General features: G+C 47.9%; 21 protein-coding genes. 11 read left to right on the top strand and 10 right to left on the bottom strand.

From position 1 onward, the window contains the following. The first annotated feature begins 32 nt into the window (after nucleotides 1-32). Nucleotides 33-602, top strand: a complete 570-nt coding sequence (locus tag EJP77_RS12680) for a thymidine kinase (protein ID WP_127199601.1) — start codon at nucleotides 33-35, stop codon at nucleotides 600-602. Between the two features lie 175 nt (nucleotides 603-777). Here EJP77_RS12680 and EJP77_RS12675 read toward each other — a convergent pair whose 3' ends face one another. Then, nucleotides 778-2,187: an MFS transporter gene (locus tag EJP77_RS12675; RefSeq protein ID WP_127199600.1), complete on the bottom strand. Its 1,410-nt coding sequence runs from the start codon at nucleotides 2,185-2,187 to the stop codon at nucleotides 778-780. Nucleotides 2,188-2,297: 110 nt separating this feature from the next. Between EJP77_RS12675 and EJP77_RS12670 the strand changes: the two genes are divergently transcribed. Continuing rightward, on the top strand, nucleotides 2,298-3,185 hold the full coding sequence (locus EJP77_RS12670) for a LysR family transcriptional regulator (protein WP_127199599.1): 888 nt from the start codon (nucleotides 2,298-2,300) through the stop codon (nucleotides 3,183-3,185). Nucleotides 3,186-3,374: 189 nt separating this feature from the next. Here EJP77_RS12670 and EJP77_RS12665 read toward each other — a convergent pair whose 3' ends face one another. Beyond that, nucleotides 3,375-4,790, bottom strand: coding sequence for a deoxyguanosinetriphosphate triphosphohydrolase family protein (locus EJP77_RS12665; protein ID WP_127199598.1), 1,416 nt, complete (start codon nucleotides 4,788-4,790; stop codon nucleotides 3,375-3,377). Nucleotides 4,791-5,070: 280 nt separating this feature from the next. Here EJP77_RS12665 and EJP77_RS12660 point away from each other — a divergent pair, with 280 nt between their 5' ends. The 3 genes from EJP77_RS12660 to EJP77_RS12650 all read left to right on the top strand — a co-directional run bounded on the left by EJP77_RS12660 (nucleotide 5,071) and on the right by EJP77_RS12650 (nucleotide 8,918). Next, nucleotides 5,071-5,283, top strand: coding sequence for a hypothetical protein (locus tag EJP77_RS12660; RefSeq protein ID WP_127199597.1), 213 nt, complete (start codon nucleotides 5,071-5,073; stop codon nucleotides 5,281-5,283). Between the two features lie 23 nt (nucleotides 5,284-5,306). Further along, nucleotides 5,307-6,158, top strand: a complete 852-nt coding sequence (locus EJP77_RS12655; protein WP_127199596.1) for a sulfurtransferase — start codon at nucleotides 5,307-5,309, stop codon at nucleotides 6,156-6,158. Between the two features lie 534 nt (nucleotides 6,159-6,692). Continuing rightward, nucleotides 6,693-8,918, top strand: a complete 2,226-nt coding sequence (locus EJP77_RS12650) for an AAA family ATPase (RefSeq protein WP_185897335.1) — start codon at nucleotides 6,693-6,695, stop codon at nucleotides 8,916-8,918. Nucleotides 8,919-9,228: 310 nt separating this feature from the next. Here the strand turns inward: EJP77_RS12650 and EJP77_RS20685 are convergent, their stop codons facing one another. Then, complete coding sequence (locus tag EJP77_RS20685; protein WP_185897334.1) at nucleotides 9,229-9,372, bottom strand: hypothetical protein; 144 nt, start codon at nucleotides 9,370-9,372, stop codon at nucleotides 9,229-9,231. Between the two features lie 104 nt (nucleotides 9,373-9,476). Here EJP77_RS20685 and EJP77_RS12645 point away from each other — a divergent pair, with 104 nt between their 5' ends. Both EJP77_RS12645 and EJP77_RS12640 read left to right on the top strand, forming a co-directional pair. Continuing rightward, nucleotides 9,477-10,040: a PadR family transcriptional regulator gene (locus tag EJP77_RS12645; RefSeq protein ID WP_127199594.1), complete on the top strand. Its 564-nt coding sequence runs from the start codon at nucleotides 9,477-9,479 to the stop codon at nucleotides 10,038-10,040. Further along, the gene (locus EJP77_RS12640; RefSeq protein ID WP_127199593.1) at nucleotides 10,033-11,019 is read left to right on the top strand and encodes a BtrH N-terminal domain-containing protein; all 987 of its coding nucleotides are present in this window, start codon (nucleotides 10,033-10,035) and stop codon (nucleotides 11,017-11,019) included. Before EJP77_RS12645 ends, EJP77_RS12640 begins: the two co-directional genes overlap by 8 nt. 216 nt (nucleotides 11,020-11,235) lie before the next feature. On the opposite strand, the gene secA2 is transcribed toward EJP77_RS12640, so the two are convergent. Beyond that, nucleotides 11,236-13,512: an accessory Sec system translocase SecA2 gene (gene secA2, locus EJP77_RS12635; protein WP_127199592.1), complete on the bottom strand. Its 2,277-nt coding sequence runs from the start codon at nucleotides 13,510-13,512 to the stop codon at nucleotides 11,236-11,238. Between the two features lie 243 nt (nucleotides 13,513-13,755). Here secA2 and EJP77_RS12630 point away from each other — a divergent pair, with 243 nt between their 5' ends. Next, nucleotides 13,756-15,819, top strand: coding sequence for an RCC1 domain-containing protein (locus EJP77_RS12630; RefSeq protein WP_127199591.1), 2,064 nt, complete (start codon nucleotides 13,756-13,758; stop codon nucleotides 15,817-15,819). A 211-nt stretch (nucleotides 15,820-16,030) separates the two neighbouring features. Here the strand turns inward: EJP77_RS12630 and EJP77_RS12625 are convergent, their stop codons facing one another. Genes EJP77_RS12625 through EJP77_RS12615 form a run of 3 tightly spaced genes read right to left on the bottom strand, consistent with a single transcriptional unit; the run spans nucleotide 16,031 to nucleotide 18,410 of the window. Further along, nucleotides 16,031-16,705: a sulfite oxidase-like oxidoreductase gene (locus EJP77_RS12625; protein ID WP_127199590.1), complete on the bottom strand. Its 675-nt coding sequence runs from the start codon at nucleotides 16,703-16,705 to the stop codon at nucleotides 16,031-16,033. A 29-nt stretch (nucleotides 16,706-16,734) separates the two neighbouring features. Continuing rightward, nucleotides 16,735-17,499, bottom strand: coding sequence for an SDR family NAD(P)-dependent oxidoreductase (locus EJP77_RS12620; protein ID WP_185897333.1), 765 nt, complete (start codon nucleotides 17,497-17,499; stop codon nucleotides 16,735-16,737). A gap of 17 nt (nucleotides 17,500-17,516) precedes the next feature. Next, nucleotides 17,517-18,410, bottom strand: coding sequence for a hypothetical protein (locus tag EJP77_RS12615; protein WP_127199589.1), 894 nt, complete (start codon nucleotides 18,408-18,410; stop codon nucleotides 17,517-17,519). 180 nt (nucleotides 18,411-18,590) lie between these two features. On the opposite strand from EJP77_RS12615, the gene EJP77_RS12610 reads away from it, so the two are divergent. After that, on the top strand, nucleotides 18,591-19,367 hold the full coding sequence (locus EJP77_RS12610) for a MerR family transcriptional regulator (protein ID WP_127199588.1): 777 nt from the start codon (nucleotides 18,591-18,593) through the stop codon (nucleotides 19,365-19,367). Between the two features lie 102 nt (nucleotides 19,368-19,469). On the opposite strand, the gene EJP77_RS12605 is transcribed toward EJP77_RS12610, so the two are convergent. Further along, on the bottom strand, nucleotides 19,470-20,858 hold the full coding sequence (locus tag EJP77_RS12605; protein ID WP_127199587.1) for an aldehyde dehydrogenase: 1,389 nt from the start codon (nucleotides 20,856-20,858) through the stop codon (nucleotides 19,470-19,472). Between the two features lie 33 nt (nucleotides 20,859-20,891). Beyond that, complete coding sequence (locus EJP77_RS12600; protein WP_127199586.1) at nucleotides 20,892-21,650, bottom strand: exodeoxyribonuclease III; 759 nt, start codon at nucleotides 21,648-21,650, stop codon at nucleotides 20,892-20,894. A gap of 140 nt (nucleotides 21,651-21,790) precedes the next feature. Here EJP77_RS12600 and EJP77_RS12595 point away from each other — a divergent pair, with 140 nt between their 5' ends. After that, the gene (locus EJP77_RS12595; protein ID WP_127199585.1) at nucleotides 21,791-23,509 is read left to right on the top strand and encodes a methyl-accepting chemotaxis protein; all 1,719 of its coding nucleotides are present in this window, start codon (nucleotides 21,791-21,793) and stop codon (nucleotides 23,507-23,509) included. 136 nt (nucleotides 23,510-23,645) lie between these two features. Here EJP77_RS12595 and thrC read toward each other — a convergent pair whose 3' ends face one another. Then, nucleotides 23,646-25,046 (bottom strand): threonine synthase, encoded by a 1,401-nt coding sequence (gene thrC / locus EJP77_RS12590; protein WP_127199584.1) that lies wholly within the window; start codon nucleotides 25,044-25,046, stop codon nucleotides 23,646-23,648. Nucleotides 25,047-25,235: 189 nt separating this feature from the next. Between thrC and EJP77_RS12585 the strand changes: the two genes are divergently transcribed. Continuing rightward, entirely contained in the window at nucleotides 25,236-26,396 is a 1,161-nt protein-coding gene (locus tag EJP77_RS12585; protein WP_127199583.1) for an MFS transporter, read from the top strand. Nucleotides 26,397-26,614 lie beyond the last annotated feature (218 nt).

Here is a 26,614-nt window from a genome sequence, read left to right as displayed (position 1 = left end):
AGATATTTTCAGCGGGGAAAGGAACATGCAGCTTGGCACAGTTATACTTCAAATACGGAGCAATGAATAGCGGTAAGTCCATTGAGATTCTTAAGGTAGCCCACAACTATGAGGAACAGAACAAGCCCGTTCTGATCTTCACACCGGCGATCGACACCCGGGACGAGATTGGATTCGTGTCCTCCCGTGTCGGTATGCGAAGACAGGCCATTCCGATCTATGATGACACTGATATATTCAGCATAGTAAAGAATCACGAACCTAAGCCGTACTGCGTACTGGTGGATGAGTGCCAGTTCCTCAAGAAGGAAGGCATCCGGCAGCTTGCCCGGATCGTAGATGAGCTGGATGTACCCGTCATGGGGTTCGGGCTCAAGAATGACTTTCAGAACCGCTTGTTCGAAGGCAGTGAGCAGATGTTAATCTATGCCGACAAATTAGAAGAGATGAAGACGATTTGCTGGTTCTGTGAACGCAAGGCCACCATGAACCTGCGGGTTGAGAATGGAAAGCCCGTGTATAACGGTGAACAGATCCAGATCGGCGGCAGTGAAGCCTACTATCCGGTATGCCGCAGATGTCACGCAAATCCACCATTATAATAAAAAGTGGGTGTCCCCAGGTTGCTTGAACCGGGACACCCACTCTGTTTATTCCAAGAGACCAACGCAGCAGCGTCCTCTAGAACATATTCTTCCTGCAGTAAGCACGCCAATCCAATCTCTAACGTCGGGATATCTTTTCTAATACATATGGACAGCTGCTCATCTTCACCATCTAACTTGAACTTGATGAGCCCTCCATCTCTTGCAAATGCCCTGAACCCCGGCGCCGCCGGTTCATGAATACCAAAGACAAGGCAATTAGGGTGAGAATCACCGCTAGCCAACGAAATCCCCCGAAGCTGAACTTGCCTCCCATTACGATACCGATCAACAAGGAAGATAGAATGGTTCCCAGATATCTGGAGGTATTGAATAACCCAGATGCTACACCGATGATCTCCTTCGGAGAACTTTGGAACAGGGCTGCCTGCATGCCTACGTTATTCAGCCCGTTACTAATCCCGAATGCAGCTAGCGCCAAGCATACACTGATCACGGGTGATGTCTGATTCAAGGTCACGATCCATACGGACCCAAAGGCCATCAGAATGGCAGACATGAGCAGCGCCGGCCGGGGCCCTGACTTATCAATCCAGCGTCCTGCCAGTGGTGACGTCACCAAAGAGGTTAAGCCCAGGGTCAGCATAAGCATTCCTGTGTGGAATTCGCTTACATGCCGAACCGTCTGCAGGTAAGAAGGAAACCCGAAGAAGAGCGAATAATATAGCAGATTAACAAGGATATATTGAACATTGACAGAGGTCATCGCAGGATGCCGTGCGAATGTCCGCAAAGGAATGAAGGGCGCCTTCGTCTTGAGCTCATATCTTACGAATCCCCCCAGCGCCGCGAGGCCGATCAGCAGGGTAATGAGGCTGCCTGATGAGATTTGTCCGGTTGATTTGGCTGAGAGCAGCCCATAGAGCAGAGCAACCAGCCCTACGGTGAAGAGCAGAATTCCTGATACATCAACTACAGCAACCCATTTCCGAAAAGTCATGTCCCGCGCAGCGAGAAGTGCAGATTGCTCTTCCTTAGGTATCGTCCTCCAGGCGAGCAGAAAGCTTGCCAGCACAAACGGAATATTGACCAAAAAGATAGCTGGCCAACCCCACCAATGGATCAGAACACCGCCTATAAAAGGGCCAATCGCTGCTGCTCCGGATAGGAATATAGACAAGACAGACAGTGCAGTTGCTTGTCTCTCCGTTATATAAATGCGTATGATAGCCATCCCCACCGCAACCATCATGCTGGTTCCGATCGACTGCACAACGCGCAGCACAATAAGCATGCCGAAGTAGGGTGATATCGGAGCCAATAAGGATGCCGCGAAGGATATAACAAGCCCGGCAAGGAAAATCCTCCTACGACCGAATAAATCACTGGCTTTACCCATGACAGGCTGTGCGACTGCGCTTGCAATGTAGAAAGAGAATATGATCCAGGACACGCCTGTAAAATCCAGTTTGAACACATTTTGCAGACTTGGAAGAGCCACAGATACCATCGAAGAATTTAGTGGATTGAGCAGAATTCCAAGACATACTGAAATCATTAACCACCTGCTGCGAGCATTCAATTTCGCTCCCCCTCTCGTTATTGATGTTATCGTACTGGAAACTCGTCATTTATTCCAACGCATTTCATGTTATGATTTCATAGACTAGAAGGAATGAGCGGAGGTGTGAAATGGAGCTTCTACAACTTCAATATTTTATTGCTGTAGCCAGATTGGAGCATGTAACGGAAGCCGCGCGAAGTCTGCACGTGACTCAATCTTCGCTAAGCAAGACGATTCAGCGTCTGGAGGAGGATTTAGGTGTCCCCCTATTCGACCGAGTAGGAAGGAAGCTGCGGTTAAATGAATTCGGGAGCAAATTTCTTCGCCGCGCCGAAAGGGCCCTCTTTGAACTCGAACAGGGGAAGCAGGAGATTAGCGATTTATCAAGTCCCGAACATGGCACACTCGAATTGGCAGTAACCGCAGCAAGCGCACTGCCCTATATCCTTCGGGAGTTCCGGAAGAATCGGCCCGATGTCCAATTTTATGTCCAAATGCTAACCACACAAGAAATGGTTACGCTTCTTCACAGGGGAGAGGTAGACTTCTGCTTGTCCTCTCCATCTATACACGGGGATGATATTAATACCCAGATCGTGTTCTTCGACCCGGTCCTTGTTGCTGTTCCCAAGAGTCATAGACTGGCAGGCCAGGATAGCGTGAGCTTGGCTGAACTGAGAGATGAGTGGTTTGTCGGTGTGAAAAGAGGCTATGGTACACGTGATTTAACGGACTCGGTATGCCAATCTGCCGGATTCTTGCCAAAATACGTGTACGAGGGAGATGAACCTGCAAGGTTAGGCTCACTTGTGGAAGCTGAAATTGGCATTGCCTTCATCCCAAGCACAGCAAGCAATGCCAATGATCATATTCACTATCTCCACGTGGAGGGTCATGAATTGGTGCGAGAGATCGCATTGTTATCACATAAGAGTCGCTACATTTCGCGGGCAGCCCAGGAATTTCGTGAGGTGGTTGTGGAGTATTTCGCGGCGATGGCGGCAGGGGAAAAATAAAACAGCAGCAGAATTAGACTTTATGACTCAGTCCAATTCTGCAGCTGCTTTTTGTATTCGAAGTTCGCGCTGTCAGCAGGAATACCATCAAGGAGCTCTCCCAATATGATAACCGTATCATAGGGGATTCTCCCTTCAGATTATTATTTCTCAGAACCATCTCCCGCCGGGAGCCCGTTCTGCTCGGGGTTAATCCAGATCGTAAATCGAGCCGACCTTGAGTCCGTACAGTTCGTTGTATATTTTCTCGGCGTAAGCGTCGGTCATGCCTGCAATATAATCAATGATCATATGCTCCCAGGTCCAGATCGGGTGCTCTCTCTTCTGATCCCGGTCAAAACGGCGGAGCCAGTCGCCCGGAATAATGGACTTCGAAGTGTGGGGGTCCACAAAAGCATCCCAGAGCCTTTTAATAATCCACGCACTCCGCTTCTGCAGGCGCTGTACCCTGAGGTCCCGGATCATGGTAACCCAAGCGAAGCTCTTGAGCACACTGACCGTCCGCAGCATATCCTCGTCCTCTTCCCCATTCCTCACAAAGGTCACCTTCTGCCAGTTCCCGTCCGGAATGACGCCCAGGCTTCCCACGAAGAGGCTTACCCAATAAGCCTTAACTTCCCGGCGGGTCCTTGACGAATCGAAGTCACAGGTCGGCAGCTTCTCATTCCAGACCCGCAGGAACGAAGTCAGCACCTCCTCTGCCTTACTGCGTATGCGCTCATCATCCCATCCCTGCCAGCACGGATCCTCCAGCGTATTCACCTTCTCCACAATCAGCTGCTGGATATGCGAGTCCTGCATGAAATGTTCATGCACCTCGATCTTCCCCGCCTTGATCCCATCCTCCAGATCATGCGCCGAGTACGCGATATCATCACACAGGTCCATCAGCTGGGCTTCCAGCGTCTTCTTGCCCGCCGGGATGCCCCAAAGACTGCGGATCTCAGAAATATACTGCCACTCATGGTGATACATGCCCTTATGATTGACCGTGCCGGGAAATGGATACTTGTTCGTTCCCAGCAGCACCGCATCCGACAGATTCAGCCCGTCCAGATCCTCCCGCTTCTCCAGGAACATCATAAGCCGGAAATTATGGGCATTTCCTTCGAAATGCTCGTATTTCTGCCGCATTGTGGAGCGAATTAGCAGCTCATTGGCAGCTGGATCAATGCTCTTCTGCAGCTCCTGCTGCACCTTGTCCTCGATCAACCGGTCCAGAATCCCCGCGAGCACCTCTTCTCCTTTATGCCCAAATGGCGGATGCCCGAAATCATGACAGATCGCCGCACATTCCACAACCTCGGAGTCAATAATGAGTCCCGGATTGCCAGCCCGCGCGGTGTCAATGCCCGGATAGGAACGAATCAGGCTGCGCGCAGCTTCCCTCGCAATCTGCGCCACCTCAAGAGAATGGGTAAGACGAGTCCGGTAGTAATCGCCGGTTCCGGCCCCGAACACCTGGGATTTCCCCTGCAGGCGCCGGAAGGTAGGTGAATGAATCAATCTTGAATAGTCACGCTCGTAAGCCGCCCGTGCATTCCCATGCCCGTGCCCCGTCTGATCCGGGTACTGCCTGTGCTGCCTGAGTCCATTAACGTCCATAACAAAGCCACTCCTAATTATTAGATCTGCTATATGAGTTGAACTAGTGATTTTACCTGTTAGTCAGCCGTGTGAAATGTTCTTACAATTAAGTTCAACTTCTATAGCAGGATTTTAGTAATTTTTAACTAGTGTACTTCCAGACTCTGTGTGAAGTCAAAAGGAGAATCCCATGTCCCTACCAGGCATAAAATCCTGCGGCAGCTTGCGGTCGCACCAAGGGCCATTTTTATGATATGGTAACCTTAATTGTAATTTGTACCAGCAAAGGGGAATCACCATGCCAATTAGAAGACCACTCCTGACAGAACAGGACTTTCAGGAGGCTTTGGACCATCAGTACCGTATTCGTGTATTTCAAGATGATCATCTGGTAGATTCCGGCGGAGTCATTATCCGCTTTGATGACCTGACTGTCATCCTGCAATCGAGCGTAAGCGAACTGGCGTATCATTCACGCAAGGACTGTCAATTTTTTGAGATTCGGAAATAAAAGGATATAGAGGAGGAGTAATCATGTCTATGTTGGTTGCAAAAAACTGGCTACTCGCGAGGCTCTACGAGCAGGATCAAGTCATTGTGGACTGCCGCTTCCAGCTCGGCAAGCCTGAAGTAGGACGGCAGGCTTATGACGCCGGCCATATTCCAGGCGCTGTCTACCTGGACCTGGAGGCAGACCTGTCGGGTCCTGTCCAGGCCCATGGCGGACGCCATCCCCTGCCGGAGCTAACGGCACTGGAAGAGCGTCTTAGCCGGGCCGGGATTGGCCCGCAGACGAGAGTCGTTGCTTACGACGATCAGGGCGGCATGTACGCCGCGAGGCTGTGGTGGCTGCTGCGCTATGCCGGGCATGAGCAGGTCTATGTGCTGAGCGAAGGCTTCTCCGCATGGGAGGCGGCGGGTTACCCCGTGAACGCCGAGCAGCAGGTGGTCATTCCGCAGACGTTCACCGCTCAGCCGCAGCGCGGCATGTGGGCTGACGTCAGCGAGGTGCGCGAAGCCTCTGCCGCCGGGGCACACGGCGCGCTGCTGGTGGATTCGCGCGAAGCGAAGCGCTATATCGGCGAGGAAGAGCCGATCGATGCCCGCGCAGGACATATTCCAAGCGCGGTTAACCGCTTCTGGAAAGAGGTGCTTGACGAGCGCGGAGCCTGGAAGAGCGAGGCCGAGCTGAGGGAGCATTTTGCTGATATTATTCAAGAAGCTGAAGAAGGCCGCGACGTTGTTGTATACTGCGGATCTGGCGTGAGCGCTTGTCCGAATGTGCTCGCGCTGCACCATCTCGGGTATACGAACGTGAAGCTGTATCCGGGAAGCTGGAGCGACTGGATCAGCTATGAGGAGAATCCAATAGCTGTGGGAAATTAAGAAAAAGCTTAGCATCATATAAATATGATGAAAATTTTAAATACATCGTCACTGAGGCATGGGCTTTGGGCGGTGTATTTTTTATTCTTAGAACAATGAGTCAACGCACCTGTCCAGGAACATTACAAATCAGGTCGTTTCAGATACTGGCTCTAATGTCCTTGTTAATAGAAATATGGTGGGATCCCTGACAAACCAACCAATGGAATAAAACACCTAATATCTCCGCAAGTTAAAATTTAACAACCCTTAAGTTTAGTCAGCAGCAATTAACATGTCAGGGACAACAAATAAACAAACATACGTTCCATTACTAATTTACCACTATCATAGTAAAATGGTCATATATCCCATTTGTTATTTGCCAATCGGGAATGAATTCTTTAGGGAATGAGGGGATGAAGAATGCTTGATATGGAGTGTCTAGTTATTTGATTTTTGCGAGCAAGCTACATCACTGAAAAATGGAAGCACTTAAGAAAACTATATTTTAAATATCCCTTTTTTCAAAAAAACACTTACGGGGTGAAAGTAGTGATTAAAGAATTATCTATAAAAAAAATAGCGACTTATAATGATTTAGGCGTTACCTATAGTGGGTTTAAGAAAATTAATTTTCTTTACGGTTCAAATGGAAGTGGAAAAACATCACTATCAAATGTTATGAAAGATATTGATCACTTCTCGGAATGCAATATAGATTGGGTTTCTCAACCATTAAAAACATTGGTATACAATCAAAAATTCGTAGAGGAGAATTTTCATCAAGATTCAAACATAAAAGGTATTTTCACTTTAGGTAAAGAGTCAACAGAAATAAAAAATGAAATTCTTGAAAAAAAGGGGTTAGTAGATATATTAGATGGTGAGATTCGGAGAATGCGCAGTAACTTATCAACTAAGGAGGAGGAATACACCTCAAATGAAAGTGAATTTATAGAATATTGTTGGGATTTGAAAAGGAAATATGATGACGAGTTTTTGCAAGCTTTTTCGGGTGTTCGAAATAATAAAATCAACTTTATGAAAAAATGTAAACAAGCACATTCAATCGAGAACATACTATGTGATTTTGAAGATTTACGCACTCGTTCAAATAAGTTATTTAAAGGAACTTTAGTGAAAGTTCAAAATATTCCCTTAATAACTATTGACGAACTTAACGCTCTTTGTATTAATAAGTTATTCCAAAAACAAATTGTTGGTAAACAAGATGTTGATATTGCGTCTCTCATTTCAAGGCTAGCTATAAGTGATTGGGTTAAAAGTGGATTCGATCATGTGCATAAGTCAGAAGGTAAGTGTCCTTTTTGCCAACAGTCATTACCAGATGGTTTTCTACATAAGTTGGAAGAATACTTTAATGAAACTTATGAATATGAGATGAATGAGTTAATAGATTGCGTTGACTTATATATTAAATTATATAATAGTCTTGAAACGACGATCCAAGCTCTACTAAATGAAGAGTTGCCATATATCGATAAATGGAGAATTAATCAACAGTATGAGTTAATTAGATCAAAAAACGAAATTAATCTCGAATTGATTGACCAAAAGCAAAAACAACCTAGTAAGAAAATTGAATTGACTTCCTTTGATGCATTTGTAAAAAATATCAATTTGGAAATTGATAAAGTAAATCTAGAAATTCACGGACATAACAGGATGGTTGATAACCGAGCCCAGGAAGAACAAATATTGAAAGACCAAATATGGAAATACATAGCGAATGAAAATCTCCATATTCACGAGATCTATGTGCGAAAAGAATTTAGCATTAAAAGTGCTATTACGGGGATCAAAGCTGGCATATTGTCAAAAACATCTGAGAAAAATAGGATAATTTCCGAAATTCAGAGTTTAGAAGCTCAAATTACCAGTGTAATTCCTTCCGTTAATGAGATGAATCGTATGTTAAAGGCGTACAATTTTACTAACTTCAGTTTTGCCCATACACAAAGCGAGGGTAATTATCGCTTGATACGTTCTAATGGAGAAGATGTAAATCAGACGTTAAGTGAAGGAGAAAAAACATTCGTAACATTTTTATATTTTATGCATTTGTTGAATGGAAGTAATAACAGAGATCTTATTTCAGAGAATAAGATTGTTGTAATTGATGATCCTATTTCTAGCTTGGATAGCAATATATTATTCATTGTTAGCAATCTCATTTTGAAGCTAATCGATGACATTAGGAAGAATCAGAACAATGTGGTTCAATTATTTGTTTTAACCCATAATGTTTACTTTCACAAGGAGGTAACTTTTCAAAAGAAGCGTTCAAAGGGAATAAAGTTAAATGATGAGACGTTTTGGATAATTAGAAAAGTTAATAATGTTACTGAAGCTCAACCTTACGATTCAAATCCAATAAAAACCTCGTATGAGTTAATGTGGAACGAGCTTAGAGCAGCAGCAGAGAGTAGTACTTCATCAACTACAGTCCAAAATCTAATTCGTAGAATCATAGAAAATTATTTCAAAGTATTTGGTAATTTTAGTGAAGACGATATATTGGGTAAATTCGAGGAAGAGGAAATGGTAGTATGTAAATCGCTTTTATCTTGGGCAAATGATGGGTCCCATTTTGCTGGTGATGATTTGTATATTGAACATCCATTAGACACAAATGCTAGATACCTAAAAATATTTGAGAAGATATTCGAGGTAACAAATCATCATGCTCATTACAAAATGATGATGGGCGTTGAGGAAGTTAACCTGAATGAAATCAATCAGGCACAGGTATCGTGATAGAGATCAAGTCTTTTTAGTTCAATTCCTCTTCATATGCTTGCCAACTGGTGCGACTGGATCAGCTATTAGGAGAATCCGGTAGCAACCGGAGAAGAGTAAGAACAAAGAAGCCGCACTAGACGCGGGTTGTAAGGGCTGTGGCAGGTTGCCGAGAGGCGGGCTGCTGCGGTCCTTTTTTAGGTTCCGTTGCGCTGGTAAACTGCATACCTTTGCGCCCCTGCTACTTCCTTCTCCATGACTAACTCACCATTTTGCTATGCTGTGTCGCTTCTGCGTTCTACTCGCCAGCTGCACAGTCCTCTTTAGATTACGTTACACTCGGCAGCTTGCCATGCCTTTCCGCTTGCTGCTTCGCCATGCCTAGTTCTTCACTCTTACGATGCTGTCCCTCTCCCCTTGGTCTCCAGCTGCAAGTTGTTGTACCTCTTCCCCTCCGATCTGCATGGGTCATTTCTGCTGAAGCACACCCCCCTCCCACTTCCATCATTATGTTGATATATTGTTTCACTAGTGTTATATTACACATGTGTAATATTAATCATTAGGAGCCTGAACATGAATCCACTTTCGAATGTTGAATTTACGCTGCTGCAAATTATCGCGGAATGTAATCAAGCATCGGGTTACGACATCAATAAGCTAATCGATCAACGAGGTTATAGGGAATGGGCCAATATCGGTACGACTTCAGTCTACGCAGGTCTGAAGAAGTTGAACGATAAGGGCTTGATTGAGCACGAGGAATCCGGCGAGAAATCCGGGAAGGGTCCTATGCCGACTCGATTTGTTGTGACCGAAAAAGGCTTCAGGACGCTGAGGGATGATGTCATTTCAAGCCTGTCTTCTTCACGGGAACGCGATAACCGGTTCGATCTCGGGCTTGCCGCATTACCTGTTGTGGAGAAGGACGAGGCGATTGAAGCTTTGCGTAAACGGCTGGATTTTCTTGGCGAGACAATGAATCATCTTAGACAGATGTATGAATCGCAAGGCGGCGCTCATTTACCGCTACACGTTAGGGCACTTTTCCTTCACCCAGTGAGTCTTATCGAGAGTGAGCAAGCGTTCGTCAGCAGGATCATTCATGAATTGTTAGAGGAGGCGGAGGAACGTGAGTAGAATCATTGAAGATTTTGTGTCTTATCAAGGGGAGCATTGCGAGACGACAACCGTGGGCAACTTGCTTCAATTTGCTGGGATTCGGCTATCGGAGCCGATGTTATTCGGATTAGGTCAGGGATTCGGTTTCATTTATTGGGATTCCAAGCAGATGGATTTTCCCTTCATTGGGGGAAGAGTGAAGCCGGATGAATTGACCTCCTGCCTGGCATCCCGGCTCAATCTAACCCTCAGGGTGCAAGAGAGCTCCTCTGTCAATAAAGCGTGGCAGAATGTGCTGAGCTTTATTGAACGCGGAGTTCCGGTTGGCCTGAAGTTAGACTCCTATTACCTGGACTATTTTACGAATAAAGTGCACTTTGCAGGTCATTACGCAGTAATCTATGGCGCGGATGCCGAATACGCCTACATGGCGGATACAAGCCAGCAAGGTGGACTCGTGAAGACACGACTGACGCAATTGGCCATAGCCAGAAACGCAAAGGGCCCAATGAGCTCCAGAAATCGTTCCTTTACGATTGAGCCGCCTGATACGCTTCCTGAGCTAGTACCCGTAATACGAGCGTCTATAACCCAAAATGCACGTGACTATCTAAATCCGCCCATTCGCAATATAGGGAATAAAGGCATTCTCAAAATGAGCCAAGAAGTCCTGAAATGGCCTTCTAGAAGCAAGAATATCGATGCAGATCTATGCTTGACTGCGCTGTTGATGGAGAAGGCGGGAACTGGCGGCGCTTTGTTCCGAAACTTATATCGGGATTTTCTTGAAGAATGTATGGCTCATCTTGGAGACTCAAGACTGGACAAGGCATATAAGCTATTTGCGGAAATTGCGCCCATGTGGGTCAGCGTGTCTTCTACATTTGACCACGCAGGGAGAACGGGTAACTATCAGGAACTGAAGCAGGCTTCCGAGCTTTTGACTGAGATTGCGAGTAAGGAACGTGAAGCCATGGAGCTATTGTTGACCGTGTGATTCTCTGGTTCAAACTCACAGCTCCCTGGATCAGTTAGGAGTTGAATCCGATGGCTGCCTGCAAAGCAGAGTAGATTTAATTAGTGTTACCATCTAAAGGAGTACATTGCCCTAATGGCGATGTACTCCTTTAGATCAATATAGTGTTGTAACAACAAGTCGACATAATTGGTCAACAGATGGTGATCTAGTATGATTACAGCGGAATTCACCGCATTAATATTTTGACAGCTTGAATAGGGGTCTTGCAAACTTGCGAAGCCAATAAGCAAATACGGTCATGGCAGACCAGGAGCTGCGCTTGTTCTGGATGTATTGATCATTAATAATATAAGTTCGTGTGGAGGTAGGGTTCTTCAGGCCGAACTTTTCCCATTTACCCGGATCATTCGAGCCCTCGAGCCTTACAAGCATCTCCTCTGAAGCACGATTGATTTTATCGGGAATTTCATCAAAGGCTTCGGTAATTTGCACATGAAATTCGTCGATGGGACTGCGGCTGGCTATGCTCTCCAGGTGGATGCCTTCGCGAAGGTAAGACACGTAGGCTAGATGCTCAGCCCAGAACTTGTCGATATAAAAAAGCCGTACCCGCTGCTCCGCAGGACTCATCGGCTTCATGCCTTTCAAAATTGCAAGCCGCTCTTCGTATAGAATTCGTCTCTGATCCTCCACCATATCCGAATAACCATTCAGCTCCTGCTGGATATCGAAGTTCTGGCCCATAACAACGCGCTGAATATGTATGATTTTATCGCGGAGTACCGGATCTTCGAGTGGTTCATCCTGCCTCGGGGCGCGAATTGCTTTGTGAATACCGAACCGAAGCAATAACTCGTCCTCCAAGCTTACGAAAAATACGGAAGCGCCAGGATCGCCTTGGCGTCCAGAACGCCCGCGCAGCTGGTCGTCGATTCGCACGCTTTCGTTCACATGCGTCCCAATTACATACAACCCGCCCAGGTTGGCGACAGCTTCTGCCTGCATGGGGTTGCCGCCGCCAAGCCGAATATCCACGCCGCGTCCCGCCATATTCGTGGATACCGTTACGGCACCGATTTCACCTGCTTTGGCAATGATCTCCGCCTCTTCTGCGTCGTTTCTCGCATTCAGCACATGGCACGGTACACCAGCAGCTGATAGCGCCTCCGCCAGCAGGTCAGACTCCCCGACACTTGATGTGCCAATGAGAATTGGACGTCCCGTCCTATGGACAGACGAGATTTCGCGTACAAGCGCCTTGAGCTTGGCTTCTTTATGGGTATAAATCTGATGCGGATGGTCGATTCGTATGTTTGGCCGATTAGACGGAATTCGCACGACCTGAAGCTGATATACAGCCTCGAATTCCATTGCCGAAGCGTATGCGGTAGCCGTCATTCCGCAAATTTTCGGATACAGGCTAATAAAGTGCTGAAGGGTGATCGTCCCGAGGATTTTCCCACCAGCTAAAGATTGCAGCCCTTCTTTGGCCGCAAGCGCAGCTTGCAATCTTTCGGGTAAATGCCTGTTCTCTGCCACCCTGCCGGTATATTCGTCAATCAGCTCGATCATGCCATCCCTGACGATGTAATCAACGTCTTTCGTCAATAATGTCTCCGCGTGCAGCGCGCAATTTAGCGATGATAACAAGCCGTTATTATGGCTATCGTACAAATTACCGCATCCCATTAGCGACTCCGCTCTCGCAGCGCCCGTTTCATTCAGGTATACATTTCTCTGAAACTCATCAAATACGTAATGCTCCCCTTGCTGCAGCTTCCGGGCCACTTCTGCGAACAAAATGCCGTCATTCTTGGAACTGACCGGCTCGCCGGCAATAACTAGCGGTACCCGTGCTTCATCAAGAAGCAGTGAATCCGCTTCGTCGACGATAACGTAGTGGAAAGGACGATGCACCGTATCGGCTTCTGATAGCGCAATCGTGTCGCGCAAGTAATCGAACCCCGCCTCTTTAGCCGTAACATAGGTTATGTCCGCAGAGTACGATTCCCTTTTCTCGTAGAAGGTCATACCCGCTTGAACTGAATCAACTGTTATCCCAAGGAACCGATAGATCGGGGCCATCCACTGCGCATCCCGATTTGCCAAATAATCGTTAAAAGTCAGCACATGAACGCCTTTGCCCGTTAACGCATTTAGATAAGCAGGCATAACAGCTGAAAGCGTCTTGCCTTCACCGGTATGCTGCTCAATCAAAAATCCCTCGTGCAGAGCGATAGCCGCCATGATTTGGACTTCATAAGGACGTAATCCCAGCTTCCTCTTTGCTGTCTCGCAGACTAACGCATAAGCATCGATGAGCAGCTCCTCCAAGGGCGTGCCCATTCTTGCTTCGTTCTGCAGTCGGACAGATTCCACTTGAAGCTCCTCGTCGTTCCATACCTCCAAATTTCGTGTCATGATGAGCTTCGCTTTGTCCTGATAGACTCTCAGCTTGTTGTGTGTATCGTAGTCTCTAAATCTCCCAAACAATTTGGCTGCTACATTCATAGAAATTTGATCTCCTCTCGTTAAGAGACACAAAAAAGTAGTGCTACGAGTATACCATATTTGGATAAATGTGGTGAATAGAGATAGACCCGTACCCAAGCGCTTACGAAAGAAACAACGTCTATCGTGTTCTGAATGATTCGCAGTGACCGCACGCTTGGCTGGTAATTTTTAGAGGAAATCATACCCATCCCGCCGAAGTAGGATTGTAATACTTTTAATTCAAAAATATGGAGGTTTGAAATGCATTCAATGTATTCCAGGTTAAAGTTTGTTCTTCTTGCTCTCTGCGCATTGCTGCTTTGCGGGACGTCTTACCAAGGTGTCTCCGCTGCAGCTGCGGGCAGTCAGAGCGTGAAGTTCACGAAGATTGCAGGAGGATATTATCATTTTCTGGCTTTAGACACAGAGGGCAACACATGGGGCTGGGGGAATAATATTAATGGTCAGCTGGGTGACCACAATGTCAGCTATCACAACGTACCTGTTCCAATCAAAGGGTTCGAAAATGTTAAAATTATTGACGCAGGGTATGATCATTCAACGGTCGTAAAGCAGGACGGAACCGTATGGCAGTTGGGTCAGGGCCAAGACGACTCGGTGCCTAGACAAATAAGCGGGATATCCGATGTCATTGACATAGCAGACAGCGCCTACTATACACTTGCTCTTCGCAAAGACGGAACAGTATGGGGCTGGGGAAGCAATAAAGTCGGGCAACTGGGGAACGGTCAAAGTGGCAATGATGAAGTAGTTCCTGTTCAAGTTCAATCTCTTTCCAATGTCACCGCTATCTCAGCTTCCTTCGATGAAGGTCTCGCCGTCACTTCAGATGGGAATGTGTGGCGATGGGGCGGGGTCATCCAATGCAGCGGCGGGAAGTGCAAGAAGGAGATCGTTACCTCCCCTGGTCTTTTTAACGGATTAAGCAGCGTAAAGTCTCTATCCGGCGATATCGCGCTTTTGCAGGATGGCACTGTTGTAAAATGGGGCATAAATTACCAAGGGAGTATCGGAACTGGAGAGATGCAATACAGTTACTTTAAAGATCCGATCCCGTTACCTTCCTTAACAGACATTGTTCAGGTGTCGGGAACTCACGCGGTCACCAAAGAGGGTCAGGTATGGTCCTGGGGGCCGAATGAATATGGCCAGGTAGGTGATGGAACGACAGAGTCCCGGCCAAGACCTATCAAGCTGAGCAAGATTGACAATGTGGCGGAAATTGCAAGCGGAGAAGAAATTACGGCAGCCCTAACCCGTGATGGACAGCTATTTGAGTGGGGAAATAACAAAGAAGGGCAAATTTCCAATGAACCCGCGAATATAATGGCTCCGACTCCTGTACCAATGACACGCCAGACGGTTACTTATGCTTTGCCTATCCCTTGGCATCCTAATGATTGGACCTTTGCTTGGACGTACCTGGATGACAAGGGCTCTGTTGTAAAAGACGGCCAGACTTATTACCGGGTCAAGCCTTTCTCGGAAGGACTCGCCGCGGTTCATCGCGCCGCGAACGACTTATGGAGTTTTATTACCCCTACCGGTGAACCTGCATTCCCGGGTGAGTATAAGCTCATCCGAGATTTCCATCAAGGCAGGGCTGCCGTGAAGGACGACAAAGGCTGGCAGTTCATCAACACGAAAGGCGAATATATCGGCCAGAACCGTTATCCAGACCTGAACGATTTTGCCAGTGGACTTGCTCCCGTACTGGTTGGCAAGAAGTGGGGCTATATTAATTTATCCGGTCAAATGGTCATTGCACCGCAGTTCTCATCCGCACAGTCCTATGCCAATAACCTTGCAGCCGTGCAAATCAATGGTAAATGGGGATTTATTGATACAAAAGGAAAGCTCGTGATCAAAGCGGTCTATTCAGCTGCAGGATCCTTTACGGGACCCGCGGCTGCGGTCAAGCAGAACGGGAAATGGGGCTTTATCAATAAAGCGGGAGCTTGGATCATAAAGTCTCAGTTCGAGGATGCAAAAGCATTTTCAAACACTCTACTGGCCCCTGTAAAAATAAAAGGAAAGTGGGGCTATACCAATCTTCAAGGCAAGCTCAGCATATCGCCCCAGTATGATGATGCAGCTTCCTTCCAGGAGGGCTTGGCCAGCGTGAAGAAGAACGGGCTTTGGGCGATCATGAACAGTTCAGGCAAGAGAATAACAGGATTCGAGTTTGTCGAGGTTCGGCCTTACAGCAACAAGTTGGCTTGGGTTGTTACCAAGACGGACAATGGATATATTGATTCTACGGGCAAGTGGTATTACAAGGCCAAGATTGTCAAACTTCCTTGATTCATACTGACAGAGAATGACCACTCTGAGGAACCACCCCCTCCCAACACCGTGCATTGTGAAATGCCAGTTTTCTAGCAAAATCTCTAAAAACCTGTCTTCTGCATACACACAGAGACAGGCTTTTTTCACTTCCACAAGCTTTACACAGATTATATCCGCATATAAAAAAAACCGGACAGCACCATCGCTGTCCGGCCTATCTCAAAGATCAATCATACTCGTTATACTCCCATTCGCCTTCCGGCATTTCATACTCATCCGAAGAGAAGCGCTGCTCCTTGAATGGGTCAGCCGTGTTATGGAAGCCATGACTTTCCCAGAAGCCCTTGCGGTCTTCCTTCATGAATTCGATGCCTCGGACCCATTTGGCGCTTTTCCAGAAATACAAGTGGGGAACGACCAGCCGGAGCGGATAACCGTGCTTGGGCGTTAAGGGCTTGTCGTCATAGCGGAAAGCAAGCAGAACATCTTCATGCAGCAGATCCTCCAGCCGCAGGTTCGTCTCATAATTCGTATCCGCATGAATCATAACATACTTCGCCTCTGGCAGAAGCCCCAGTTCTTTCATGAAGTCCTTGAACTTCACACCCTCCCAGCGGGTGTCGAACTTGGACCACCGAGTTACGCAGTGGATATCGCTTTCGGACTTCGACTGCGGTAAGGATTGGAGTTCATCCAAGCTGAAGATTCGCTCCTCTTCCACTTCGCCAAATACACGCAGCGTCCACCTGTTCAGATCATATTCGGGTACCGGACCTTCGTGCAATATCGGGAACTTGCTGGTCAGCGTCTGTCCGGGAGGCAATCGATGCTGCTCGGAAGACTCCGTTTGCTGCCGGTCCGGGACTTTGGCTGCTTTCAGCCGATCGGCTTTGTCATGCATGGGATCAAGCCTCCCTTCTACCCATTAATTTAGATCGATGGCATTACATTCCCGCCACTGACGGGCACGTAAGCTCCGGTTATAAAGCTGGCCAAGTCAGAAGCCAGGAATGCCACCACGTTGGCAATTTCCTGATCTGTCCCGCGCCGCTTAAGTGGAACCGATTGCTCGTAGGATTCGCTATGCTCTGTGTTGTTATTCCGGTCCCGCTCACTGATCGTCCAGCCCGGCGCAACCTGGTTCACGGTGATCTGATGCTCCCCGATCTCTTTGGCCAGCACACGGTAGACGCCATCCATCCCCCGCTTGCCCGCCACATAGGCGGACTGGGTAGGGAAGTTCTGCATGGAGCTTTCTGTGTTAATCGCAACAATGCGCCCTCCCTGCTGCTGGATCATATGGGGTACAAATGCCTTAGACAAGTGAACGGCCTGCAGCACGGTCGAGTTGAACTGGTCCAGATAGTCAGCCGGATCCTGCTCGAGCACCGTGGTCCAGCTATACTGGGAGACCGCATTGGCTATGACAATCTCCGGAAGCTTAAACTCACTTTGCAGTGTATCTCTCATCTGAAGGACGGAATCTAGGCTGGAAATGTCCGCAGAAATAACAAATGCCCTGCGGCCAAGCTGTTCAACCTCCTGCCGAACGGACTCCGCCTTCGCTAGATTGCTGAAATAATGAATAATAATATCGGCCCCGCTTTGGGCAAGTGTGCGTGCCATTACACGACCCAGCTCTCCACTTGCTCCTGTGATCAGGGCTGTTTTGCCTGCCAAATCAATGGAAATCATGCAATCCCTCCATTCACCTATTCATTCTCGATCGTATTCAGCGCCGCGAAAGCAAGCGGTCCGAATCCCTCTGAGGGCTCCCCCTGGGGCATGTCTACGTGGAAAATAAACCTGCTGCCATCAAGCTCTTTCACAATATACTCATAAGTGGCTGACTTGCCCGAAGAGAGCAGGAAAAGCTTCGCATCCCGCATTAACGGATTGATCTCTTCTCCAATCAGCTTAGTCACTTTACCATGCGGCTCAAGCTTCTTCCTGCCCTTAGTCTCCAGATCCTCAAGATTAGAGTCAGAAGGCAGCTTCTCAATTCTTACCGCATAGTTCTTATCGATGTTCATATAGAGAAGCCCCGCCTTCGAATCAAATGTGAACTGCTCCGGGATATAGAAGGAATACCCTTCACCCTTCACAAGCGAAGCCGTCCGCTGCTCGGTGTTCCCCTCCAGGGTCACTTCCAGCTTCCCGGTCTTTGGACGTTCCTTGGCGGCTGAATCCCCTGAACCAGATGCTCCGCCAGATGCCGCCTTCGTAATCTCGGTCAATACTAGCTGTTTGGCCGCCGAATCGCCTAAGCCCGTTTTCTCCTCATATTTAAAGCTTACATTATCGTTCTTCTGCAGTCCCGCAACCGCTTGATCCATCCCTTCTCCCAATTGAAAAGCGGCCGGGTTACCGTCCATAATAATCTCAACGGTATGTGGATCGGCAAGGCCTGTGAATGTTCCCGTGCCTTCCTTCATCACCATTTCTTTAGGCTGATCTTCCGGCTTATTGGCCGTCTCATTCTGCCCCGTCTTAGTTGGTGCCTGCCCGGTTGCAGGCTGTTCGGACTTCCCGTTACTGCATGCGGCCAAGGCAAGCACCATAACCATCGCCAGCAGAGCGGAAGCCATTTTCAATTTGTTCGTCATATCCATCAACACCTCCGATCATTTAAACGCAGAGATCCCCTGCCAGGTTGCACCGATCACATTTCACAGGACCATTCCCCCTAAATAGATCCATAGATATTCCTGTATAATTTAAGAAAAAGATATTGACCTTCACGTTACGTTAAGGCGTACAGTTAAATGGTCAGGAGGGACGCCAAGATGGAATATACCATACAAAAGCTCGGTCAGCTTGCTGGTATCAGTACCCGAACGCTCCGCTATTATGATGAGATTGACCTGCTTAAGCCGGGAAGAATCAACTCTTCCGGTTATCGAATCTACGGCCAAAGTGAGGTTGATCGGCTCCAGCATATCCTCTTTTACAGAGAGCTAGGACTTAGTCTGGAGCAAATTCGGGAATTGATAAATACCGCTTCGTTTGATAGAGCCAGGACACTCAGTGAACATCTGAAGCAGCTCCTTGGCAAAAGAAAGCAGCTTGACCTTCTTATCGCAAATGTGGAGAAGACGATAGCTGCCCATGAAGGGAGAATGGTTATGACAGACCAAGAGAAATTTGAAGGCTTCAAACAGAAGCTCATTGACGACAATGAGCAGCAATACGGACAGGAGATCCGCGAGAAATATGGTGACGATGTGATCGATCAGTCCAACAAGAAGCTGAAGAACATGACACAGGCCGAGCACGAGGAGCTCACCCGCCTTACTGATGAGCTGTACTCCACCTTGGCTGAAGCCTTCAAGACAGGCGATCCCAGTGGCGAGTTGGCTCAGAAAGCAGCAGATCTGCATCGACAGTGGCTGACCTACCACTGGACTCAGTACAGCAAGGAAGCCCATGCGGGGCTCGCCAGGATGTATGTGGATGACGAACGCTTCAGAGCGCATTATGACGAGAAGCAGCCCGGCACTGCCGAGTTCTTGAGGGATGCTGTTCTTGTCTACACAGGGGTCGGGCAGTCCGAAGCGAATTGACCCTTAAAGAACAAGTACCCAATAGAGGCCATTTCATTCACGAAAAAGAGCCGTATCGCGGGATCTCAGCGCAAGTCGAGAACCCAGATACGGCCCTGCCCGTTATTTTAGCATTTTCCTGATTATACGCAGAGCATTCTTGGATGATGGATAACGGAATGTGAAGTCAAAGCGCGTCGTCTGATAGAGCACGCTTTTCTCATGAGAGAAGGTCTTAAAGCTCTCTAAGCCGTGGTAGCTCCCCATTCCGCTGTCCCCCACGCCTCCGAAGGGCAGATAAGGGGTGGCCAGATGCATCAGTGTATCATTAATCGTTCCCCCACCGAAGGATAAGGAACTAATCACTTGATTCTGAATCGCCTTACTTTGACTGAACAAGTACAGGGCGAGAGGCTTCGGATGGCTGCGAACACGGGCAATCAGCTCCTCCAGGTCCTCATACTCCAGCACCGGGAACACCGGCCCAAAGATCTCCTCCTGCATCACAGGCATATCCCAGGTTATTTGATCCAGAACGGTAGGCTCAATCTTAAGACTCCCCTCATCCGACCGACCACCCAGCACCACTTGTCCATCCTGCAGGAACATCACCAGCCTGTCGAAATGGCGCCGACTCACAATCCGGCCATAATCCGGGTGGCTTAGTGGATGCTCTCCGTAAAAATCACGAATGACATGGCGCATTTCCTGAAGCAGCTGTTCCTTCACGTTCTTATGAACCCACAGATAATCCGGCGCCACGCAGGTCTGGCCTGCATTGGTGAATTTGCCAAAGACAATTCTTCTTGCCGCAAGCACAAGGTTTGCATCCTCATGCACGATACAAGGGCTTTTGCCCCCAAGTTCCAGGGTCACTGGGGTAAGATGCTTTGCCGCTGCTTCCATGACAATTCGCCCTACGTTCACACTGCCAGTGAAGAAAATATAATCAAATTTGCACTTAAGCAGCTTGGTACTTACCTCCACGCCCCCTTCCACTACAGCAACATGCTCCTCCTGAAACACTTCGGCCAGGATGCTCTTTAGGATTGCCGATACCGACGGGGTCAGCTCTGAAGGCTTAAGAACGACCGTATTCCCTGCTGCAATAGCACCTACAAGGGGAGAGATGGCAAGCTGAAAAGGGTAATTCCAAGGCGCAATGATAAGCACCGTACCATACGGCTCCGGGACAATCATGCCTTTAGAGCCCGTGTGTGTAAGGGCCGTTCTCACCTTGCGCGGCTTCGCCCAGCGAGCAAGGCGTTTGCAGATATGTCTGATCTCCTCCAGCACAATTCCGATTTCTGTACTGTAGGCCTCCAATTCTGATTTGTTCAGATCCAGACGCAGCGCTTCCATGATCTCGGCTTCTCTTGATTGCAGCGCATCTCTAAGACGGGTCAGCATGACTCGTCTGTACTCTACGCTTCGGGTACGGTCCTCGTCATAGAATTGCTTTTGCCTGGTGAGTAATTCCTTAATGTCTAATTCGGAAGCTTCGTTATTCACGTCCCTTACCTCTTTCTTGATTGATCTTGGGTGCTAATCATCTGAGAGGAGCAGTACAACTGGACAATGGTCACTCCCCATTATATGAGCGTCAATTCGCGCATCCGCAAGCTTAGGCTTAAGTCTTGATGAGGCCAGAAAATAATCGATACGCCAGCCCACATTCCTCTCACGCACTTTAGGCATGTTGGACCACCAGCTGTATGCATCCGCCTTGTCCGGGTAGAAATACCTGAAAGTGTCGACAAATCCGGCCTCCAGCAGCTGGGTCATCTTCTCCCTCTCTTCTGGAGTGAAGCCTGAATTATTGCGGTTCCCCTTCGCATTCTTAAGATCAATCTCCTGGTGGGCAACGTTCATATCCCCGCACACTAAGACTGGCTTCAGCTTATCAAGCCCCATCAAATAGTGTCTAAACCTGTCTTCCCATGCCAGCCGATAATCCAGTCTTGCCAGATCTCTCTTGGCATTCGGGGTATAAACATTCACCAAATAGAATGATTCATATTCAAGCGTAAGCACACGGCCCTCCGGCTCGTAATCTTCCTCTAGACCGTATCTTACAGAGATCGGCTTTATTTTGGTAAATACAGCTGTCCCCGAATAGCCCTTCTTCTCGGCATAATTCCAATACTGCTCGTATCTCCCGTTATGATCAAGCTCAATCTGCCCCTCTTGAAGCTTGATCTCCTGAACACAAAATATATCTGCATCTTCAGCATCGAAATAATTTTGAAATCCTTTATTTACACAGGCCCTCAGACCGTTTACATTCCACGATACCAGCTTCATATATTCCCCCTGGACTAGGTAATTTAACCCATATTGCATAAACGAGCCAAAACATCTTTAGTAACAGCCTAAATTATACGATATATAGAGAACAAAGACTTGAAATCTTTTAGACACCGAGATGAAAGAAGGCTGCAAGAATGAGGTTTATTGTGAATCAGAAGGTTTCCGTTAAAATTATGGGATTAATCTGCCTATCTGCGGTTTTTATGATTTTGATCGGCCTATCCGGCTATTATTATCTCGACAAAATCAATAACAATGCCAAGCAAATGTATACGCACAATATGGTGCCGAACGAATTGATCAGCCAGATCATGACGAACAATGCTCAGATTAACACGCTGCAGCTGGAGCTGATGATGTCCGATAATCAGAATGAAGCGAAGCAGAAAGAGATTAGCGATGAGATACAGCAGATCATCTCAAACAGCATCGCCGCCCAGAAGCAAATTGAGGCGATCGGCCTGTCCCCGGAAGCCAAGCCGCTGTACGACAGCTTCAAAAGCAAGATTGGAACGAGCAATCAAGCTAGGGATGCCATGCTGAGCAAGCTTGCCGCCAATCAGATTGATGCGGCATATCGGGTCTTCGACTCTCAGGTGATGCCGATTCGAACCGAGATCATGAACACGCTCACCAAGATCAAGGAAATGAACCAGAAAGCCGCAGCCACTTTGAACGAGAGCAACAAGAATGATGCGGCTGACAGCAAGCGTAATACCATTATTTTGCTGATCCTATCCGTTCTGGTATGCGGAGCCATCAGCCTGATCTTATCCAGAATGATCACCCGCCCACTGGGTAAGCTGAAATCTCTCATGGTAGAGGCCCAGAACGGAAACTTAGCTGTAAACGGATCCTACATCTCTAAGGATGAAATCGGCGTACTATCAAAGGGCTTCAACGACATGGTAGACAGTCTTCGGGAGATCATATCCAAAATCGGCATGCATGCTGAGACGCTATCGGCAAGTTCCGAGGAACTGCTTGCCAGTTCCAAGCAGACCAGTGAAGCCAGCGGACATATTGCGGTAGAAATCCAAGAGGTCGCCGAAGGATCGGACACCCAGTTTAATAGCTCCAAAGAATGCAGCCGGGCTATGGAGGAGGTTGCCACCGGAATCCAGCGGGTTGCCGAATCCGCAGCTGATGTCTCGAATATCTCTCAATTCGCGGCAGAACAAGCCCATCTCGGCGGGAATAAAATTGAGTATGTTAGCAGCCAGCTCGACTCCATATTGCAGACGGCACGCTCCTCCGAAGCGGTGATCCGGAAGCTGGATGAGCATTCCCAGGAGATCGGCAACATTGTCGATATGATCAAGGGCATCTCCGGGCAGATTAACCTATTGGCCCTGAACGCTTCCATTGAAGCGGCCCGGGCCGGGGAACACGGCAGAGGCTTTGCCGTCGTAGCTCAGGAGGTTCGCAAGCTGGCTGAGCAATCCAACCAGTCATCCGAACAAATCTCCTCAATTATTACGGAGATCCAGACGTCTACCGTAGAGGCCGTCAAGATGATGGAGAAGGAGAAGGCCGAGATCTATTTAGGCCTTGAAGGCATGGAGCAAGCGAAGCTCTCCTTTAACCAGATTACCCAGTCGATTCAGGATGTGAGCCAGCAGCTTGAAGAAGTGTCTGCCGCTTCCGAGCAGATCTCCGCAAGCTCCGAGGAGGTTAGCTCCTCCCTGCAGACTACGGAGGAGATCGCAGCCGCTTCATTCACCAGAACACAGAGTGTCGCTGCAGCTTCCGAGCAGCAGCTTGCAACCATGAAAGAGGTTGAAGAAGCTGTGCATTCTTTAACGGTCATGGCCGTAGAGCTCCAAGGGCTTTCTTCCCGGTTCAAGCTGTAACCGCTAGGTACGCCCCTGCCGGACTTGCATATCAATTCCAATTCTCAGCAGATCATTTGAATCTAAGCAGCAAAAAAACCTTCGATGCCGCCCCATAAGTGAGCATCGAAGGTTTTTTCTATTGATTCATCCTGCCTTACTTGTCCCCGTAAAATTTCTCCAGTTCACGGACAATTTCGTCCTGATCATGGTCAACTACTTGCTGATATTGAGGCTTAGTCAAGAGTGCAGAAATCTGCTCAGGGAATTTCTGTTCAATCATGCACAAGGCGATAGCCTCATCAAATTTGGCCGGATGCGCGGTAGCAAAAGTAATTGTCACCTCATCCTCTTCACTGCATTCCTGATACGCAGCGATTCCGCAAGCAGTATGCGGATCCAGCAGGTAATCATACTTCTCATTATACTCACCGATGTATTTGAGGCACTCATCATTAGAAGCGCCATAAGCAGCAAAATCATTCTGTACACGGGCCAGAAGCTCCGGACTTACCACAATCTTGCCTTCGGTCTGCAGCTGCTTCATATACTCGGATACCTTCTCCACATTCTCATCCAGCAGGTAATACAAATATCTCTCAAAGTTGCTCGCAACCTGAATGTCCATGGACGGACTGTGCGTGCTCTTGAAATCGCCCGGCTTGTATTCTCCCGTGCGTACAAAGCGTTCCAAGATATTGTTCTCATTCGTGGCAATAATCAGCTTGTGAATAGGCAGTCCCATTCTCTTGGCCAGGAAGCCCGAGAAAATATTGCCGAAGTTCCCTGATGGCACACTGATATTAACTTTCTTGGACGCCTGAGCCTCGGCATCAATATGGAAGTACGCGTAGAAGTAATACACGGTCTGCGCCAGGATCCGCACAAAATTGATGGAGTTGATGGCACGCAGATGATGCTTCGCTTTAAAGTCCAGATCTGCGAACAGATCCTTGATGACTTTCTGGCAGTCATCGAAATTCCCTTTGACCGACAGATTGAGCACATTCTCATCATTTACCGTAGTCATCTGAAGCTCTTGAATCTTGCTGACCTTCTGATGCGGATGCAGAATACAGATCTTGATCCCATCCTTGCCCCGAACGCCTTGAATGGCGGCCGCTCCCGTATCCCCGGACGTAGCACCAAGAATATGAATAATCTCATTCTGTTTCTTCGAGACATATGAATAGAACTCACCCATAAATTGAAGGGCTACATCCTTGAAAGCAAAGGTAGGACCATGGAACAGCTCCAGGATATACAGAGAATCATTGATCTTATTAACCGGAGTCACTTCAGGTGTACGGAAGCTGGCATAACTCCGCTTCACCATCGCCTTTAGATCTTCCGCTGGGATCTCATCATTAATGTATAAGGAGAAAATTTGCTGGAATAATTCCTCATAGCTGAGATTCTTCCATTCCTCCAGGGCCTCAGGGGAGATTACCGGAATCTCGGCAGGAATCATTAGTCCCCCATCATCAGCCAGCCCCATGAGCACGGTATCAATAAAACCTTTGGGTGCAACCTGCCCCCGTGTACTTACATATTGCATACTCTGCCTCCAAGTGTGAAATTTGATTATGTCTATATTAACCTTTCAGGGAGCCGCAACCAAGTACTATTTTTCAAAAAGCAGCAATTCCCTGGAAGTTAATTCTCGGATTTGGAATCTGGGGAGCCCGTGATACAATGAATAGATTGTATATCAGCCAGTCAAGTCATATCTAAGGCAGGGACCACTATGAAATCAACAGCATCTTTACGCACATTTAATTTTTTGTATTTTGCTCTATTGGCCGTCTTTATTCCATTTCTACCTGTGTATCTTAGCGAGCAAGGGCTGAATCCTGCACAAATCGGCTTTGTAGTCGGCAGCGGCGGGTTTATCACCATAATCGCCCAGCCGCTCTGGGGGATGATCAGCGACCGGACCAAGACCATCCGCAAGGTGCTCCTCCTGCTGCTCGTATTCTCTACTCTGCTCGGTTATCTGCTGTATGATTCTTCAAGCTATACGCTGCTGATTACCTATGCGATGCTGCTCTATTTCTTCCTTATGCCGATCGATCCGCTAACCGAGAGCCTGAATTTTAGAATCGGCGAAGCAGAGGGAGTAAGCTACGGTTCAATTCGGACATATGGGGCACTCGGATATGCCGTCATGTCGCTTGCTGCCGGTTATATTATGACAGGCTATGGAGCTCACAGCCTGGCCTTTCTCTTCGCATTTATCGGCATAGCGGGCTTCATCATAAGTTTATTCATGCCGGACGCTCCTGTTGCGGGCAAACCGGTCACATTGGCAAGTCTGAAGACGTTCCTCGGCAACCGGGAAACGCTGCTCTTCCTGGTTCTGGTGTTCATCAGTTCGGTACCCGCCCGGATGAATGATACGTTCCTCGGTGTATACATCCGTGAACTGGGAGGAAATTCGGAATTAGTCGGTCAAGCCTGGTTCCTCGCCGCAGGGAGCGAGATTGTCGTCTTCGCACTAAGCTTCTGGTGGATGCGCAAAGGACATGAGCTTATGATTATTTCCATCGCAGGTGCCTTCTACTTCCTTCGATTCTTCTTATCGGCCTGGGTCACGGAACCTTATCTACTTGTCCTCCTGCAGGTGCTTCAAATCGCTACTTTCCCGATATTCTATTCGGCAGCTATTCAATATCTCTACCGGATAGCTCCTGTGGAGTGGCGTGCAACAAGCCAGACGGTACTGGCCCTTCTCTTCTTTGGCGTCTCGGGGATTATCGCATCCTACGCGGGTGGAGCCTTATATGAAGCCTTTGGCGGCAAAACCCTGTTCCTCACCATCTCAGTCATGTCCTTCATGGGGATGCTCTTTGGGATCATATTGAACCGGAAATATGGGACACGAGCACGAGCCTCTCGAACAGAGTAGATATCTAACTCATCCAGTTCTCCACTTGACTCTAATTACAGAACTACAGCCCATTTCCTAACGATACTAGGGAAATGGGCTGTTTGAGCTTATTGTATGTTGGATTGTTTCACTTGTACTTTAACTAAAGAAGGCTCAATCTCTGGCTTTCCAGAATTGAACCTCTTTCGATACTCTATGTATTTGTCTTCTTCGCAGTTAGAATGACGTATACCTTA

The sequence above is a fragment of the Paenibacillus zeisoli genome (genome assembly GCF_003994465.1).
GTDB classification, from domain to species: domain Bacteria; phylum Bacillota; class Bacilli; order Paenibacillales; family Paenibacillaceae; genus Fontibacillus; species Fontibacillus zeisoli.
Note: the sequence above shows the minus strand (reverse complement) of the source record. Positions and strands in the feature narration are given on the sequence as shown.